Origin of the sequence: Mycolicibacterium sp. 624 (assembly GCF_040548615.1) — a bacterium.
Lineage (GTDB): Bacteria > Actinomycetota > Actinomycetes > Mycobacteriales > Mycobacteriaceae > Mycobacterium.
In genome coordinates this window covers 1,138,676-1,155,961 of the sequence record NZ_JBEPRZ010000002.1, presented here as the reverse complement: position 1 = coordinate 1,155,961, position 17,286 = coordinate 1,138,676, and the positions used below count along the sequence as shown (strand labels likewise).

The window sequence follows — 17,286 nt, the reverse complement described above, 5'->3', positions numbered from 1 at the left end:
GGCCGTGTGGCTGGGCGGGTGTCACCCGAGCACGTGTCCGATTTGTTCATGACTCATCTCGGCGAGGCGTTTAACGTCTGTGCACATGGAGATCCTCGTGCAGTCCACGGTCGTCGAGATCGTCGCCAATGACATTGGCCGGTCCCTCGAGTTCTATCGACTCCTCGGGCTCGACGTGCCGCAACCCCAGGGGCCGCATGTCGAGGTGGCTCTACCGGGTGGCAACAAGCTCGCCTTCGACACCGAAGACGTGATCGCGGGAATGCACCCGGGATGGGCGCCGCCGACAGGACCGGGCCGGGTGGCCGTTGCGTTCGGGTTTGCAGCGACCAGCGATGTGGACGCCGTCTATGAACGGCTCACTGCGGCAGGGCACCCCGGCACGTTGGCGCCGTTCGACGCACCGTGGGGCCAGCGCTATGCGACGGTCGAGGACCCCGACGGCACCTCGGTGGATCTGTTCGCGGCGCTGTCGTAGGTCAGCGCGCGAAGCGGCGCACCGGAGAACTCTCGCGCCTCACGGTGCAGGTGCGACTCGTCGGCGTAGCCGGCGACTGCCGCAACTGTCGTCGTCGACTGCCCGGCGCGTAGCAGCGCCACAGCGCGCCGAAAGCGCAGAATCCGGCGCAGTGTCGCGGGGCCGTAACCGTACACGGCGAGGCTTTGGCGCTGCAGAGTGCGTGCCGACCAGCCGAGTTCGCGGGCGACGTCGCGGACCGCGGCGCCCCCGGCCAGGCGTGAGGTGACGTGATGCACCGCGGGCAGTGCCCATGGCGAGGTCTGTGTCCTAGTGGGCCGTGACAACAGGTCTGCCACGACAACCTCGAGGCGCGCAGAGGTGACGGCGCACAGTGAATCCAGTGGAACTCGCTGATCTGTGAACTCGGAGGCAGGCACACCGAGCAGGCGGGGCAGCACGCCGGGGCGAAACCGCAAGCCCGCGAACGACTCCGCCTCTCGATGGCTGATGTGAGCGCGGGTGTCGGGCCCGGCGATCATGATTCGGCCACCCATGGTGATCAGATCCATGCAGCCGTCCGGGAGCACACGCGCCGCGTCACCTGGGCCGTCGAGGGTCCAGGTCGTCTCGATCAGACCGCGCAGAGATGTGGGTGCAGGCCTCTCGCGATATCCCACACCGCCCAGGCTACTGCCGGGCGGCGACCTGGTCGCGGGCGGCGAGATTGTCGGCCACCTCCTGATGCCACACGTCGTAGGCGTGCGTGGTGTCCACCTCCATCTCGAACCGGTCGGTCATGTCGGGGGTGACGTTCGCCAGGTCCACATAGAACTGCTCGTACCAGCGGCGGTGCTGGTACACGGCGCCGTCCTCCTCAGTGAGCAGCGGATTGTCGATGCGCGTCTTGTTCTTCCAGATCTCGACGTCCTCGAGGAAACCGTCGCCGAAGGAGCGGTTCATCGCGGCGGCGAGCTTGGCGGCCTTATCGGCGGGCAATCCCTCCATCTGCTGGACAGCCACACCCCACTGGAGCCGGAACGAGTTGTGGCTGACCGGATAGTGGCAGTTGATCAGCGCGACCTCGACGGTGAAGCCGGGGCCGAGGTCGTTGTGCAGCCAGTTGATCATGTAGGCCGGGCCGAAGTATGTCGCCTCGGAACGCAGATGTGTTCCTTCCCAGAGCTTTTCCGGATTCGCGGTGAAATCCGGACAGGGCTTGGACTCCATGAACTGGCTGGCGGTGTGGCCTTCGATGACGTTCTTGAAGAACGCCGGGTAGGCGTGGTGGATGTAGAAGAAGTGCGCCATGTCGACGTTGTTGTCGACGATCTCGCGGCAGTGGGCGCCCTCGATCAGTATCGAACTCCACTGCCAGGGCGACCATTGGCCCTCGTTGTAGCCCTCGATGGTGGGCGGGGTGAGTTCCGGGGCCGGCGTTGACCCCTCGGGATCGTGCCAGACCAGCAGCTGGCCGTTGACCTCGTCGGTGAGCCAGCTGCGGGTGCGGGCCAGACGCGGTGTTCGCTTGGCATAGGGGACAAGCGTGCACTTACCGTCACCGCCCCACCGCCAGTCGTGGAACGGGCAGGCGATGGAGTCGCCCTTGACGGTGCCCTGCGACAGGTCGCCACCCATGTGCCTGCAGTAGCCGTCCAGGACCTTGAGGTTGCCTGCCGAGTCGGTGAACACCACTAGTTTGGTGCCGAAGGCGGTGATGCCGTGCGGTTGACCGTCCCGGAATGACTCCGCCAGGCCAAGGCAGTGCCAGCCGCGGGCGAACCGGGTCATCGGTGCGCCGGTGTGGATTTCGCGAATATGATCCGTCATCGCCTCTACTCCTTGATCATGTCTCGCACCGCCAAGTACGAGAACACCATGCTGGTGCCGATCGGATTGCCACCGCCCGGGTAGGTGGTGCCGCTGGGGGCGGCCATTGTGTTGCCGGCCGCGTACAGGCCGCCGATCACCCTGCCGCTGGTATCGAGCACTCGAGCCGCCGAGTCGGTCCTCAGCCCTCCCTTGGTGCCCAGGTCGGAGACGCCGAATGCGGCGGCATGGAACGGCGGACGCGCGATGGCGTACAGCGGCGGCGCCCCTCCCGAGAACGCCCGGTCGTAGGGTTCGTCGCCGCGGCCGAAATCCCCATCGACGCCCTGCGCCACGAAATCGTTGAACCGCGCGACGGTCTGGACCAGATTGTCCGGCGGCACACCGATCTTGGCGGCCAGATCCTCAAGGGTGTCGGCGGTGTGCCAGAGCCCGGCCGCGACATACTTCTCGGGCTCGACCATCGACACGTTGGTGGCCTTCACCGGGGGAACGCCGCCGTCGGTGTCGTCATAGACCATCCAGTACGGCACCGGCACAGTCCCCGCCGCGATCGCGGCGACGATCTCCCGGCCGAGCCGGTCATACGGTGCCGATTCGTTGACGAATCTCTTGCCGTCGCGGTCGACGAAGATGCCGCCGGTGAACCACAGTGCGAACGCCGAGCGTCCGTCCGGGTGGGTCAGGCCCGGCGACCACCACGCCTGATCCATCAGGTCGGTGTCGGCGCCGACTTCGATTCCCGCCAGATGCGCCAGGCCCTGATTGCCCCACGGGCCCATGGTGTCCCGGGAGGAACCGGGAACGCCGTAGCGCGCCCGCATCTCGTCATTGTTCTCGAAGCCACCCGCGGCCAGTAACACGCCGCGACGCGCCCGGATGGCGGTGCGCTTGCCTGCGGTTTCCACGATGGCGCCCACCACCGCGCCGTCTTCGACGACCAGTTCGGTCAGCGCGGCATTCAATAGCGCCGAGGTGTGCGGGTATTGCCTTGTCGCGATGAGGAATCGGGCGATCAGGGCGCGGCCGCCCACGAAGTAGTCGTCGGGCTGCGGCGTGCCGAGGCGATCAGAGTCGAGCGGTCCGCGGATCAACTCACGCAGATCCGGCGCCGCGGCCACCTTGAGCGCCTTGGCGGCGATATGCCGCATACCGTCGGCGCGCGCCTTGGGAGCCTTGCCGAAATAGTCCGGCCACGGCAGCAGTTGGAACTTCAGCAGATCGTCCTGTTCGAGGTACTCGATCAGCGGTGCGCCGCTGCGGACGTAGGTCTCCTGCAGTGCGCGCGGCGTCCGGTCGCCGACCACCGCGGTGTAGTACTCCAACGCATCGTCGATGGTGTCGTCGGTGCCTGCGCGCTGCAGCACCGGATTGACGGGAAACCACATGCCGCCACCACCGGAGTAGGCGGTTGTGCCGCCGAATTTCTCGGTCGCCTCGACCAGAATGACGTCGAGCCCCTCCCTGGCAGCGGTGTAGGCGCCGGTGACCCCACCGGCACCAGAACCGGCCACGATGACGTCGACCTCGGTATCCCAGTCAGACAAGGCTTTCCCTTCCATGTCGAATGAATTGATCGTCAAGTTCGCGCTTGTCCTCATCGGTCATCCGGTGGTATTCGGGGCGGTCCCGGCCGATCCAGCGGTAGACCGGTTCGTCGCAATGCCAGCGCTGCGCCTGGAGGTCGCGCTTGAGCACCTTGTTCGACCCCGTCACCGGCAGGTTCGCAGAGAGCCGGATGAGCCGTGGAATTCCCTTGCTGCCCAGGTCATTCTGCGCGGTCAGATAGCTCGCCAGGGCGCCGATATCGAAGCTGTCCGGATCGGCAACCTCGAGTGCCGCCATCACCTGGTCGCCCGAGCGGGGGTCGGGCACTCCGTACACACCTGCCGCGATCACCCTCGGATGACGGCGCAGTACCCGCTCGATGACCAGGGCTGACGTGTTCTCGCCATCGACTCGAATCCAGTCGCCCCGGCGCCCTGCGAAGTACAGGAAGCCGGCCTCGTCGATGTAACCGAGGTCCCCGCTCCAGTACCAGCCGTTGCGCACCCGCTCGGCGTCGGCGCCGTCGTTCTTGTAGTAACCCTCGAAATTGCGTGATCCGCGCTTGTCGACGATCTCCCCGATCGCGGCGTCGGCATTGGTCACCCGACCGTGCGGATCGAGGATCGCCCGTGGGCAGTCGTGGAGCGTCTGGGGATTGACGATCGCCACATCGTGGTGCGCGGGACGCCCGAGTGCACCCGCGGGCGCGTTGGGCACCACGGTGGCCACCGCGCCGCCCTCGCTGGACCCGTAGCCCTCGAAGAGCTGCGCGGCGAACCGTCGCCGGAACTCGGCCTGATCGTCAGGGGAGGCCTCGGTGCCGAAGCCACGGTTCAGCGTGTTGTCGGCGTCATCCGGTTCCTCGGGGGTGGCCAGCAGATAGCCCAGCGCCTTACCGACATAGGTGAAGAACGTCGCGCCGAAGAACCGGACGTCGGACAGGAATCCGGACGCCGAGAACGCCGGTGTGAGGCAGACCGTCGCGCCGTTGGCGAGCGCTGGCGCCCACAGCGCCATGATGGCGTTGCCGTGGAACAACGGCATGCAGCAGTAGTCGACGTCCTCGCGCACGTGACCGAACTTGTCCGTCGCCGCGTACGCCACCGCCGCCAGGCGTCCCTGCGTGCAGCGGACCGCCTTGGACGCGCCGGTGGTACCGGAGGTGAAGAGCAGCAGCATGAGTGAGTCGGGACCCGCGCTCGTCCCGATGGGTTCGGTACGGTGCGCGGCCACCGCTGCCAGGTACGCCGGATCGTCGATCACCAGGAACCGGTCGGCGTCGAGGCCGAGGTCGAGCTCGCGCAGCCGCGCCATGCCCGTGCTGTCGGTGACAATCAGTTGGCAGTCCGCGTGCCGGATCTCGGCGGCCAGTTCGGTGCTGCCACGGGTGGGGTTGATGCCCACGATGGTGGCACCGGCCAGGGCTGCCCCGCCGAGCCAGAAGATGAAGTCAGGCACGTTCTGCAACAGCACGCCGATGTGGAACGGCCCGTCGGCCCGAAGCGCCTCGGCCAGCGCACCGCGCGCGGCCGATTCGCGGACCACCTCGTCCCAGGACCAGTCCTGCGCTCGGGTCCGCAGCCCGAGCCGCTCATCGCCGATCCGATCGAGCAGCATGGTGGCGATGTCGTTGCGGGCCATCACACAATCATCGTCGACGGCGAGGGGTCAGGGCGTGCGAATCGGGTACACCGCGTCGGTGCAGTCGGTGCCCTCCGCCGACAGCAGCCGCTTGATGACCTTGAACGTCTCGGTGCGGGGCAGGTTCGTGCCGATCCGCACGAACGACGGCCACTGCTTGGGGCCGAGATCGGGTTGTTCGCTGAGGAATCCGATGAACCCCTCGGGACTGAACTCGACACCGTCGCGCAGTACCAGCGCGGCCATCACCTGGTCGCCGACCGCCGGATCGGGGATGGCATAGACCGCCACCTCGATGGTGTCGGGGTGGCGCAGCAGAATCCGTTCGATCGGTGCGGTGCCGAGGTTCTCGCCATCGACGCGCATCCAGTCACCCAGACGTCCGGCGAAGTACGCGTACCCGTCCTCGTCGCGGTACGCCAGATCGCCGGTGTGGTAGACGCCGCCGGCCATTCGCTGGGCCTCGGCGTCCTCGTCGCGGTAGTAGCCGCGGAACCAGCCACGCCCGGTCGGGTTGATCAACTCGCCCACCTTGCCCGGTGGACACGGCTCACCCGTCTCGACGTCGACTATGGCGACCTCGTCGGTCAGCGGGCCGAGCGAACCCGCGGGAGTGTCGGGTGTCCTGGCGATGGCGACGCCACCCTCGGTGGACCCGAAGCCGTCGACCACCGTGACGCCGAACCGCTCGCTGAACCGCACCAGGTCACGCGGTGCGCCCTCGTTGCCGTACAGGATCCGCAACGGGTTGTCGGCGTCGTCGTCGCGCGGCGGCGTCGCCAGGACATAGGACAGTGGCTTGCCGACGTAGTTCGCATACGTCGCGCCGTGGCGCCGGATGTCCGGGATGAACTGTGATGCGGAGAACTTGCGCCGCAACGCGATCGACGCGCCGGCCGCCACGGCGACGGCCCACCCGGCCAGCACCGCATTCGAGTGGAACAACGGCATCGACAGGTAGCAGACGTCGTCGGCCCCGAGCCCGAACCGTTGCGCGAGCATCACGCCGGGCACGGCCACCTTGTCGTGGGTGATGCGTACCGCCTTGGGCTCGCCGCTCGTCCCGGAGGTGAAGATCAGCATGAAGAGATCGCCGGGATCGGCATCGGCGAACGTGACGGGCGCACCGCGGTGTGCCTCGAGTTCGGCCGTCCAGTCCCTGGGTTCGACGCCCTCTGATTCGACGCATATGACCGCAACCCCGGGATCGCATGATGCCCACGCTTCGACATCGTCGGTGAGGATCACCTGGCAGTCGGCGTGCGCGACGTCGCGGGCCAGTGCCGCACCGCGGCGGGTCGGGTTCAGGCCCACCACGACCAGACCCTCCAGCGCCGCCGCGACCAGCACGCTGGAGAAGAACGGTGTATTGCCCAGCAGGACACCGACGTGCGGTGGCCTGTCAGGATCCAGCCTTGCCCTCAGCGCAGCGGCGAGCACGGCGGCCGACGCGATGTGGTCGCGCCAGCTGATGAAGTTCTCGCCGTCGTGCACGCCGCGGTCGGTGACGCCGGCAAGCGGCCGCACCAGGTCACCGACCGTCGGGTTGAGCGGGGTGCTCACCTGCTTCAGGCGGGCGTCTCGGCGAGATCGCGGCCGATGCGCAGCAGCGCACCGGTGGCCCCGCCGACCGCGAACTCGGTCTGCTTGGCCGCCAGGAAGTACCGGTGCACGGGGTGGTCGACGTCGATGCCGACGCCACCGTGAACGTGCACCGCGGTGTGGGCCACCCGGTGGCCAGCCTCGGCAGCCCAGAATGCCGCACTGCTGACCTCGAGGTCGGCCGGCAGATCCTCGGAGAGCCGCCATGCCGCCTGGGTCAGGGTCAGGCGCAGGCCCTTGATGTCGATGTACCCGTCGGCCAGGCGCGACGAGACGGCCTGGAAGCTGCCGATCGGCCGGTCGAACTGTTCACGCTCGCGGGCGTACAGCGCCGTGAGTTCCAGGGCGCGCTCGACGATCCCGAGCTGAAATGCGCTGCGGCCCAACGTGCCGTGGGTCGTCAGCCAGTCGAGCACGTCCTGCCCGCCGACCACGCGGTCAGCGGAGACCTCGACACCCTGCAGGTCCAGGTGTGCCACGCTGCCGTGGCCCGTGGTGCTCAGTGATTCCACCGCCACCCCGGCATCGGTGGCCGCGACGAGAAACACCGTCACGCCCGACTCCGTCTCGGCGGGTACCAGGAACGCGTCGGCGACCGGACCATAGGCGACCAGCGCGCGCGTCCCCGTCAGACGGTGCCCGGCGCCATTGGCGGTTGCCTGAACCGGGCCCTGACCCATGTCGCCGTCGAGTGCGACTGTCAGAATCTTCTCGCCAGCGACCGCAGGGGTGGCCCAGTCGGCCTGCAGCGCAGGCGTTCCGAACTTGGCCAGGGCGCCCGCGCCGAGCACGACCGACTCCAGGTAGGGCACGGCGGCCATCTGCCGCCCGAGGGCGACCAGCACCGCGACCTCCTCGAGAACGCCGAACCCGCCGCCGCCCAACGCCTCCGGCGCGGTGGTCGACAGTGCGTCGGCGTCGATCAGCTTGGTCCACAGGTTGCGGTCGAAGCGCTGGTCGAGCCCGTCCAACTCGCGCTGGTGTTCCGGCGTGCACACCGATTCGGTGATCGTGCGCACCAGGCCACCCAGGTCGGCGGCTGCCTCAGTTGTGGTGAAGTCCATGTTCTTTTCCTCGTGTCCTTGGATCGCCGGTTAGCGGTTGACCCGGGGCAGCCCGAGGGCCACCATGCCGATGATGTCGCGCTGGATCTCGTTTGTGCCGCCGCCGAACGTGAGGATCAGGCAGGAGCGGTGCATGCGCTCGACGCGACCGCGCAGTAGCGCGCCCGGGGTGTCGGTGCGCAGGGTTGCGGCCGTGCCAAGGACCTCCATCAGCAGGCGGTAGGCCTCGGTGGCCAGCTCGGTGCCGAAGACCTTGGCCGCCGACGCATCGGCGGGTGACGGCGCGGCCTCGGTGGAGGCCAGTTCCCAGTTGATGAGCTTGAGTACCTCGGCCTTGGCGTGCACCCGGGCGAGGTTGAGCTGCACCCACTCCGAGTCGATCAGCCGCTTGCCGTGGGCGTCCTTGGTGTTCTGCGCCCATTCGCGAACTCCGTCGAGTGCGGAGAAGATCGGCTGCGCCGAGACCAGTGCCACGCGTTCGTGGTTCAGCTGGTTGGTGACGAGCTTCCAGCCGGCGTTCTCCTCGCCCACCAGGCTGGACGTCGGAACCCGGACGTCCTGGTAGTAGGTGGCGCTGGTGTCGACGCCGGACATGGTGTGCACCGGTGTCCAGGAGAAGCCCTCGGCCGTCGTCGGCATGATCAGCATCGAGATGCCGCGGTGCTTCTTGGCCTCGGGGTTGGTGCGCACGGCCAGCCAGACGTAGTCGGCGTAGGCGATGAGGCTGGTCCACATCTTCTGGCCGTTGATGACGTAGTCGTCGCCATCGCGGACCGCGGTGGTGCGCAGCGCGGCGAGGTCGGTGCCCGCGCCGGGCTCCGAGTAGCCGATCGCGAAGTGCAGGTCGCCGGACGCGATCTTGGGCAGGAAGAACTTCTTCTGCTCCTCGGTGCCGAACGCCATGATGGTCGGCGCGACGCTGTTGATCGTCAGGAACGGCACCGGCACATTGGCGATGGAGGCCTCGTCGTTGAAGATCAGCCCGTCCATCGGCGGACGAGCCTGTCCGCCGAACTCCTTCGGCCAGCTCAGCGTCAGCCAGCCGTCCTTGCCCATCTGCGCGACGGTCTCGCGGTAGACGTTGCCACGTCCCATCTCGCCGTCGCTGGAGCGGAGCGCGTCGGCGCGCTCGGGTGTCATCAGCTTGGTGAAGTACGCGCGCAACTCGCGTCGCAACTCTTCCTGCTCTGGGTTGTAGCCGATCCGCATTGGGATTTCCTCACTCGTCGGGGACTTGTTCGACGGCCACCGGGGACCCTTCGATCACTCCGGTTGTAACACGTTCTAGTCTTGGAATCCAGGCCGGTGATCTACCTGCCTTCGGTGCGGCGGAGTCGTATCCTTCCCGTTATCGACTGCGGGCCGTCCGTCCAGTGTCTGCGAGGAGGTTGTCATGCGAGTTGAAGTAGACCGTGATCGCTGCGAGGGCAATGCAGTGTGTGTGGGTATCGCCCCCGACCTGTTCGATCTGGACGACGAGGACTATGCCGTCGTCAAGATGGATACAGTGCCCCCAGAGCTCGTGGAAGCGGCCGAGCAGTCCATCGCCGAGTGTCCCCGAGCAGCCCTGAATCGCAGAGACTAGAGGTATTCATAAATTGACGAACGACAATCAGCACTCCAGCGGTAGTGATCTGTCCGGACTCGTCGCGGTTGTGACCGGTGCGGGCGGGGGGCTGGGTCGCGCCGAGGCCATCGGATTGGCGCGCCAGGGCGCGACTGTGGTGGTCAACGACATCGCCCCGGCACTGGACAAGTCGGACGTTCTCGACGAGATCGCGGCCGCGGGCGCCAAGGGTGTCGCGGTGGCCGGCGATATCAGTGAGCGCTCCACCGCCGATGAACTCGTTGCGACCGCCGACGGGCTCGGCGGTCTCGGCATCCTGGTGAACAACGCGGGCATCACGCGCGACCGGATGCTGTTCAACATGACCGACGAGGACTGGGACGCCGTGATCGCGGTGCATCTTCGCGGGCACTTCCTGCTGACCCGGAACGCGGCGACGTACTGGCGCGATAAGGCGAAGGCGAACAACGGCACCGTGTACGGGCGCATCGTCAACACCTCGTCGGAGGCCGGGCTGGTTGGTCCCGTCGGGCAGGCGAACTACGGCGCCGCCAAGGCGGGCATCACCGCTCTGACCATGACGGCCGCGCGTGCCCTTGGCCGGTACGGCGTCCGGGCGAACGCGATCGCGCCGCGGGCGAGAACTGCGATGACCGCCGACGTCTTCGGCGCGGTACCCGAACTCGCCGACGGCGAGGTCGACGCGCTGTCACCCGAGCACGTCGTCAATCTGGTCCGATTCCTGTCCTCTCCGGCATCTGTTGGAGTCAACGGACAGCTCTTCATTGTCTACGGTCCGACCGTGACTCTTGTCGCGGCACCGACGGTGGAAAAGCGGTTCACGGCGGACTCCGGCGCATGGGCCGCAAACGATCTTGACGCGACCCTGGGGCAGTACTTTGCTGAACGGGACCCCGACGTGGGATTCTCGGCCAGCGCCCTCATGGCGGCCGTGGATTGACGGTCTAGAGCGTCAATTCTGACAATCGACTAGAACACGTTTCAGAATGATCTGTGTCACACATGTCCTGACCAGCGCAAATAGGGTGATTCTCACTGATTTCACCGTTCGTTGACACTGCGAACGTGTTCTAGTTAATATGACCGGGCTCACTAAGAACAGTGCTTAACCAAGGGGTGGGAAGGCCGTTCCGGCGGGCAACTTCTTGGCCTTCGCCGTAACTACTTCAACAGTCCCGTACCGAGAAATGGAGCCGAGGTTGATCGAACAGCTTGCGGCTCCGGCGCGAGCCGTTGGCGGGTTCGTCGAGATGTCCTTGGACACGTTCGCCAAGATGTGGCGACGACCGTTCCAGTTCCGTGAGTTCCTCGATCAGACGTGGATGATCGCTCGCGTCTCTCTCGTGCCGACTCTGCTGGTGGCCATCCCGTTCACCGTCCTGGTGGCATTCACGCTCAACATCCTGCTGCGCGAAATCGGCGCCGCGGACCTGTCCGGCGCGGGAACCGCGTTCGGCACCATCACCCAGCTCGGTCCCGTCGTGACGGTGCTGGTGGTCGCCGGAGCCGGCGCGACGGCCATCTGCGCCGACCTGGGTGCTCGCACGATCCGCGAGGAGATCGACGCGATGCGCGTGCTGGGCATCGATCCGATCCAGCGGCTGGTGGTTCCGCGCGTGCTCGCGTCGACGTTCGTGGCCCTGCTGCTCAACGGCCTCGTGTGCGCTATCGGAATCGCGGGCGGCTACGCCTTCTCGGTGTTCCTGCAGGGGGTCAACCCCGGCGCCTTCATCAACGGCCTGACCATCCTGACGGGCCTTGGGGAGCTGGTTCTCGCCATGGTCAAGGCGCTGCTCTTCGGAGTGTTCGCCGGGCTGGTTGGCTGCTACCGAGGCCTCACCGTGCAGGGCGGTCCCAAGGGCGTGGGCGTCGCGGTCAACGAGACCGTGGTCTACGCGTTCATCTGCCTCTTCGTGATCAACGTGATCATGACCGCGGTCGGAGTTCGGGTGTTGGATCGATGAGCGCTCGTGCGAAGAGGGGAGGGCACCGCTGATGAGTTTCGATGCGACACTTCGCTTCCGCCGCATGTTCCGCGGTGTGCCCAAGGTGGTCGACACCGTCGGAGAGCAGGCGCTCTTCTACGGCGAGTCGGTCCGCTACATCCCCAACGCGCTGACCAGGTACCGCAAGGAGACCATTCGGCTGATCGCCGAGATGACGATGGGCACCGGCGCGCTGGTGTTGATCGGCGGCACCGTCGGCGTCGCGGCGTTCATGACGCTCGCCTCGGGCGGCGTCATCGCCGTGCAGGGCTACTCATCGCTGGGCAATATCGGCATCGAGGCCCTGACCGGATTCCTGTCGGCGTTCCTCAACGTGCGCATCGTGGCTCCGGTCATCGCGGGCATCGCACTTGCGGCCACCATCGGTGCGGGTACCACCGCGCAGCTGGGGGCGATGCGGGTGGCGGAGGAGATCGATGCCGTCGAGGCGATGGCCGTGCACTCGGTGTCCTATCTGGTGTCCACGCGCATCATCGCCGGCCTGATCGCGATCGTGCCCCTGTACGCGCTCTCGGTGCTCGCGGCGTTCTTCGCCGCCCGCTTCACGACGGTGTACATCAACGGGCAGTCCGCGGGTCTGTATGACCACTACTTCAACACGTTCCTGGTGCCCAGCGACCTCTTGTGGTCGTTCCTCCAGGCCATCGTCATGTCCGTTGCGGTCATGCTCGTGCACACCTATTACGGCTACAACGCGTCGGGCGGCCCTGTCGGCGTCGGCATCGCGGTCGGCCAGGCCGTGCGGACCTCGCTCATCGTGGTCGTGACGATCGTCCTGTTCATCTCGCTCGCGGTTTATGGGGCGTCGGGCAACTTCAACCTCTCGGGATAGGGCGGGACGTACATGTCGGACATCGAGGCGAAGCGCAGCCATGTGAGGATCGCGGCGGCGATTCTCGCGGCTGTCGTCCTCGCAGCCGCGGTGTTCACGTATCTGTCGTACACGGCGGCGTTCACCTCCACCGACACCGTGACGGTGACGTCGGAACGCGCGGGCCTGGTGATGGAACGCGACGCCAAGGTCAAGTACCGCGGGATCCAGATCGGCAAGGTCTCGGACATCCAGTACGCGGGTAATGAGGCCAAACTGACGCTGTCGATCGACAGCAACCAGATGCGTTACATCCCGTCCAACGCCACGGTGAAGATCGGCGGCACCACGGTCTTCGGCGCGAAGGCCGTCGAGTTCCTGCCGCCCGCCGACCCCAAGAGCGAATCGCTGCGGCCCGGCGCCACGGTGGCGGCGAAGGATGTGCAGCTCGAGGTCAACACTCTCTTCCAGACGCTCACCGACGTGTTGAAGAAGGTCGACCCGATCAACCTCAACGCCACCATCACCGCGCTCGGTGAGGGATTGCGTGGCAACGGCGAGAACATGGGGGAGACCCTCGCGGGCCTGAATTACTACCTGCAGCAGCTCAATCCGAAGCTGCCGACATTGCAGGAGGACTTCCAGAAGACCGCGGTGGTGACCGGTATCTACGGTGACGCGGCACCCGATCTGGTGAAGGTTTTCGACAACGCGCCGACGATCAGCCAGACGGTCATCGATGAGCAGGAGAACCTGAACGCCGCCCTGCTCGCGGCAACGGGGCTGGCCACCAATGGCACCGCGACGCTCGAACCCGCAGCCGACGATTTGATCGCGGCCATTCAGCGACTGCGTGCTCCGCTGAAGGTGCTGGGCGACTACTCACCGGTGATCGGCTGCTTCCTGCAGGGCTCGGCGCAGGCGTTGAAGACCTTCGCCCCCGTTATCGGTGGTATCCGGCCGGGGTTGTTCGTCGCATCGAACTTCCTGCCGGGCTCGCCGGCCTACACCTTCCCCGAGAGCCTGCCGATGGTGAACGCCTCCGGCGGACCCAACTGCCGCGGTCTTCCGAATGTGCCGACCAAGCAGTACGGCGGATCGTGGTACCACACGCCGTTCCTGGTCACCGACAACGCCTACGTGCCGTACCAGCCGAACACCGAGTTGCAGTTCGACGCACCGTCGACGCTGCAGTTCCTGTTCCACGGCGCATACGCAGAACGGGATGACTACTGATGAAGGCCGATAGGACAGTCGTCGGTGTCAGCATCTTCACCGTGGCCATGCTCGTGGTGGCAGCGGGTCTGGTCGTGGTGTTCGGACAGTTCCGGTTCGCGTCGGGCAGCTCCTACCACGCGACGTTCAGTGATTCGTCACGGCTGAAGTCCGGCCAGGATGTCCGGATCGCGGGTGTCCCGGTCGGCTCAGTCAAGAAGGTCGCCCTCAACCCGGACAACACCGTCGACGTCGAGTTCGACGTGGACAACCGCTACCAGCTGTACACGTCGACCAAGGCCGTCGTGCGCTACCAGAACCTGGTGGGCGATCGCTACCTCGAGATCACCTCCGGCCCAGGCGAACTGCGCAAGTTGGCGCCGGGCGACACCATTGCCAAGGAGAACACCCAGCCAGCCCTGGATCTGGACGCTCTGCTCGGCGGGCTTCGGCCAGTGCTCAAGGGCCTGGACGGTGGGAAGGTCAACGAGGTCAGCAACGCCATCATCGAACTGCTGCAGGGCCAGGGCGGCGCGTTGTCGAACATGCTGGCCTCGACCAGTTCGTTCACGCAGAACCTGGCGGACCGCGATCAGCTGATCGGCGACGTCATCAACAACCTCAACACCGTGCTCGGCACGGTCGATGAGAAGGGCGCGGAGTTCAACGCGAGCGTCGATCAACTCCAACAGCTTGTGACGGGGCTGGCGCAGAACCGCGACCCGGTCGCCGGGGCCATCCCTCCGTTGGCATCGGCCACCAACGACCTCACGACCATGCTCGAGAAGAGTCGGCGACCGATTCAGGGTGTGCTCGAGAACGTCCGACCGTTGGCGCAGCGTCTCGACGAGCGCAAGGACGACGTCAACAAGGTCATCGAGCCGCTCGCGGAGAACTACCTGCGGCTCAACGCACTCGGTGCATACGGATCCTTCTTCAACATCTACTACTGCTCGATCCGGATCAAGATCAACGGCCCCGCGGGCAGTGACATCCTCATCCCGTTCGGTGGTCCGCCCGATCCAACGAAGGGGAGGTGTTCGGACAATGGCTAGGCCCGATAGTGGCAATGCCACGCGCACTGGGATCTTCGGCATCGCTTTGGTGACATGCCTTGTACTGGTGTCCTTCGGCTACACCAGCCTGCCGTTCTGGCCGCAGGGCAAGAACTACACGGCTTACTTCAGCGATGCGGGCGGCATATCGCCAGGCAACGACGTCGCCGTCTCCGGTATCAAGGTCGGCAAGGTGTCATCGGTCGAGCTGGCCGGCGACTCCGCTGAGGTGACGTTCACCGTCGACCGCAAGATCAAGGTCGGCGACCAGTCGTTGGTGGCAATCAAGACCGACACCGTGCTCGGCCAGAAGTCGCTGTCGGTGACCCCAGGGGGGTCGGGCGAGTCGACGGTCATCCCGTTGGGCCGCACCACGACTCCCTACACGCTCAACACCGCTCTGCAGGACCTCGGCCAGAACGCCAGCGCGCTGGACAAGCCGAAGTTCGAGCAGGCGCTGCAGACTCTGACGTCCACGCTGCGCGACGCCACCCCGCAGTTGCGCGGCGCACTCGACGGCGTCGCCAACCTGTCGCGGAGCCTGAACGCCCGCGACGAGGCGCTGGATCAGCTGCTGGCACATGCAAAGCGGGTTTCCGACACGCTGGCTCAGCGCTCCGGTCAGGTGAACCAGCTCATCACCGACGGCAACCTCCTGTTCGCTGCTCTCGATGAGCGCCGCCAGGCGCTGAGCAACCTCATCTCCGGTATCGACGATGTGTCGCACCAGCTCTCGGGTTTCGTCGCCGATAACCGGCGTGAGTTCGGGCCCGCACTGGAGAAGCTCAACCTCGTGATGGACAACCTGATCGAGCGCAAGGAGCACATCGGTGAGGCCCTGCGCAGGCTGCCGCCCTACGCCACCGCGCTGGGCGAGGTCGTCGGCAACGGCCCCGGCTTCAACATCAACCTGTACGGGTTGCCGCCGGCGACCATGTCCGAGATGCTGCTTGACACCTACTTCCAGCCCGGCAAGCTGCCCGACAGCCTCGGTGATTACCTGAAGGGGCTCATCTCCGAGCGCATGATCCTGAGGCCGAAGTCACCATGACGCAGCAGAATTCGCAATCGAGTCGGGCGCGCTGGGTGCGACCCGCGCTGGCGGTCGCCCTTGTCGCACTGCTGGCCACCGGCGTGTACACGGTGTGGCCGTCACGTGCCGGCCACGAGGTCGTGGCGTACTTCCCGACTGCGGTCGGGCTGTACCCGGGCGACAACGTCAGCGTGGTCGGGGTTCCGGTCGGCACGATCAACTCGATCGAGCCTCGGGCCCGCGACGTCAAGGTCACCATGACCATCCGCGACGGTGTGAAGCTGCCTGCCGACGCCCGTGCGCTCGTCATAGCGCCGAACCTGGTGTCTGCCAGGTTCGTTCAGTTCACGCCCGCCTACACCGACGGTCCGGTCATGGCCGACGGCGCCGAGGTGGGACTGGACCGGACGGGTGTCCCCGTTGAGTGGGACGAGGTCAAGGAGCAGCTCACCGAGCTCAGCGCGCAACTCGGCCCGAAAGAGGGCGGGGTCCAGGGGCCGCTGTCGGAGTTCGTGAACCAGGCCGCGGACACATTCGACGGCAACGGCGACTCATTCCGAAGCGCCCTGCGCGAACTGTCGCAGACCGCCGGCCGGCTCGGTGACTCGAGTTCCGACCTGTTCGGCACGGTGCGCAACCTGCAGGTGCTGGTGAACGCGCTGGCCAACAGCAACGAACAGATCGTGCAGTTCTCCAACCACGTGGCGTCGGTGTCACAGGTGCTGGCCGACAGTTCACAAGATCTCGACCAGACGATGGGCGCGCTGAATCAGGCGCTGTCCGACGTCAAGGGCCTCCTCAACGAGAACAACACGGCGCTGATCGGCCAAGTCAACAAGCTGACAGAGTTCACCAACGTCCTCACCGAGCACAGCGATGACATCGAGCAGATCCTGCACGTCACGCCCAACGGGTTGGCGAACTTCTACAACATCTACAACCCGGCCCAGGGCACCGTCGGCGGCCTGCTTTCGCTCCCGAACTTCGCGAACCCGGTCCAGTTCGTCTGCGGTGGCACGTTCGACATCGGTGCCTCACCGGACAACTACAAGCGTGCGGAGATCTGCCGCCAGCGCATGGGCCCGGTGTTCAAACGCCTCGCGGTGAACTACCCGCCCGTGCTGTTCCACCCGATCAACAGCATCACCGCGTACAAGGGCCAGATCATCTACGACACCCCGGAGACTGAGGCGAAGGCGCAGACCCCGGTGCCCTACCTGCAGTGGGAACCCGCACCCGGTGTGACCCCGCCGACGCCGAGTCCCGACGGAATGCTCAGCGACTTGATCCTGCCGCCGCCCGCGGTGACGGGACAGATATCGCCCGCGGGCCCGGTGCCCCCACCCCCGCCGATGGGCGCAGGCCCACTGCCGGGGCCGGCCCCGGCCGAGACGGCGGGTGGCTAGCCATGCGGAGTCCACACATGCGGCGTTCAA

Annotated in this window: 16 protein-coding genes; 9 read left to right on the top strand and 7 right to left on the bottom strand. The window is 66.3% G+C overall.

From position 1 onward, the window contains the following. Nucleotides 1–85: 85 nt before the first annotated feature. A complete protein-coding gene (locus ABIA65_RS12650; protein ID WP_241402990.1) occupies nt 86–478 on the top strand; it encodes a VOC family protein in 393 nt (130 codons plus the stop codon). On the opposite strand, the gene ABIA65_RS12645 is transcribed toward ABIA65_RS12650, so the two are convergent. The 7 genes from ABIA65_RS12645 to ABIA65_RS12615 are packed head-to-tail and all read right to left on the bottom strand — an operon-like array spanning nt 418 to nt 9,351. Beyond that, on the bottom strand, nt 418–1,137 hold the full coding sequence (locus ABIA65_RS12645) for a DUF6597 domain-containing transcriptional factor (protein WP_354523696.1): 720 nt from the start codon (nt 1,135–1,137) through the stop codon (nt 418–420). The two genes, ABIA65_RS12650 and ABIA65_RS12645, sit on opposite strands and share 61 nt — an antisense overlap. Before the next feature lie 10 nt (nt 1,138–1,147). Continuing rightward, nucleotides 1,148–2,287: a 3-ketosteroid-9-alpha-monooxygenase, oxygenase component gene (locus ABIA65_RS12640; protein WP_354523695.1), complete on the bottom strand. Its 1,140-nt coding sequence runs from the start codon at nt 2,285–2,287 to the stop codon at nt 1,148–1,150. A gap of 5 nt (nt 2,288–2,292) precedes the next feature. Next, nucleotides 2,293–3,849, bottom strand: a complete 1,557-nt coding sequence (locus ABIA65_RS12635) for an FAD-binding protein (RefSeq protein WP_354523694.1) — start codon at nt 3,847–3,849, stop codon at nt 2,293–2,295. Beyond that, complete coding sequence (gene casI, locus ABIA65_RS12630) at nt 3,827–5,476, bottom strand: steroid-22-oyl-CoA synthetase (protein WP_354523693.1); 1,650 nt, start codon at nt 5,474–5,476, stop codon at nt 3,827–3,829. Before casI ends, ABIA65_RS12635 begins: the two co-directional genes overlap by 23 nt. 27 nt (nt 5,477–5,503) lie before the next feature. Further along, on the bottom strand, nt 5,504–7,039 hold the full coding sequence (gene fadD17 / locus ABIA65_RS12625; protein WP_241402995.1) for a long-chain-fatty-acid--CoA ligase FadD17: 1,536 nt from the start codon (nt 7,037–7,039) through the stop codon (nt 5,504–5,506). Nucleotides 7,040–7,044: 5 nt separating this feature from the next. Continuing rightward, a complete protein-coding gene (locus ABIA65_RS12620) occupies nt 7,045–8,142 on the bottom strand; it encodes an acyl-CoA dehydrogenase family protein (protein ID WP_354523692.1) in 1,098 nt (365 codons plus the stop codon). Between the two features lie 30 nt (nt 8,143–8,172). Then, nucleotides 8,173–9,351: an acyl-CoA dehydrogenase family protein gene (locus ABIA65_RS12615; RefSeq protein ID WP_354523691.1), complete on the bottom strand. Its 1,179-nt coding sequence runs from the start codon at nt 9,349–9,351 to the stop codon at nt 8,173–8,175. Nucleotides 9,352–9,535: 184 nt separating this feature from the next. On the opposite strand from ABIA65_RS12615, the gene ABIA65_RS12610 reads away from it, so the two are divergent. The 8 genes from ABIA65_RS12610 to ABIA65_RS12575 all read left to right on the top strand — a co-directional run bounded on the left by ABIA65_RS12610 (nt 9,536) and on the right by ABIA65_RS12575 (nt 17,256). Next, on the top strand, nt 9,536–9,727 hold the full coding sequence (locus ABIA65_RS12610) for a ferredoxin (RefSeq protein WP_241402998.1): 192 nt from the start codon (nt 9,536–9,538) through the stop codon (nt 9,725–9,727). A gap of 13 nt (nt 9,728–9,740) precedes the next feature. After that, entirely contained in the window at nt 9,741–10,670 is a 930-nt protein-coding gene (locus ABIA65_RS12605) for a 3-oxoacyl-ACP reductase (protein WP_241402999.1), read from the top strand. A gap of 259 nt (nt 10,671–10,929) precedes the next feature. After that, nucleotides 10,930–11,694 carry an MlaE family ABC transporter permease gene (locus tag ABIA65_RS12600; protein WP_241403000.1) on the top strand — a complete coding sequence of 255 codons (765 nt, stop codon included), beginning with the start codon at nt 10,930–10,932 and terminating at the stop codon, nt 11,692–11,694. A 31-nt stretch (nt 11,695–11,725) separates the two neighbouring features. Next, nucleotides 11,726–12,568, top strand: coding sequence for an MlaE family ABC transporter permease (locus ABIA65_RS12595; protein WP_241403001.1), 843 nt, complete (start codon nt 11,726–11,728; stop codon nt 12,566–12,568). Between the two features lie 12 nt (nt 12,569–12,580). Next, complete coding sequence (locus tag ABIA65_RS12590) at nt 12,581–13,783, top strand: MCE family protein (protein ID WP_354523690.1); 1,203 nt, start codon at nt 12,581–12,583, stop codon at nt 13,781–13,783. Continuing rightward, nucleotides 13,783–14,817 (top strand): MCE family protein, encoded by a 1,035-nt coding sequence (locus ABIA65_RS12585; protein WP_241403003.1) that lies wholly within the window; start codon nt 13,783–13,785, stop codon nt 14,815–14,817. The genes ABIA65_RS12590 and ABIA65_RS12585 overlap by 1 nt, the downstream gene beginning before the upstream one ends. After that, a complete protein-coding gene (locus ABIA65_RS12580) occupies nt 14,810–15,868 on the top strand; it encodes a virulence factor Mce family protein (RefSeq protein WP_241403004.1) in 1,059 nt (352 codons plus the stop codon). The genes ABIA65_RS12585 and ABIA65_RS12580 overlap by 8 nt, the downstream gene beginning before the upstream one ends. Further along, nucleotides 15,865–17,256 carry an MCE family protein gene (locus tag ABIA65_RS12575; RefSeq protein ID WP_241403005.1) on the top strand — a complete coding sequence of 464 codons (1,392 nt, stop codon included), beginning with the start codon at nt 15,865–15,867 and terminating at the stop codon, nt 17,254–17,256. The genes ABIA65_RS12580 and ABIA65_RS12575 overlap by 4 nt, the downstream gene beginning before the upstream one ends. Nucleotides 17,257–17,286 lie beyond the last annotated feature (30 nt).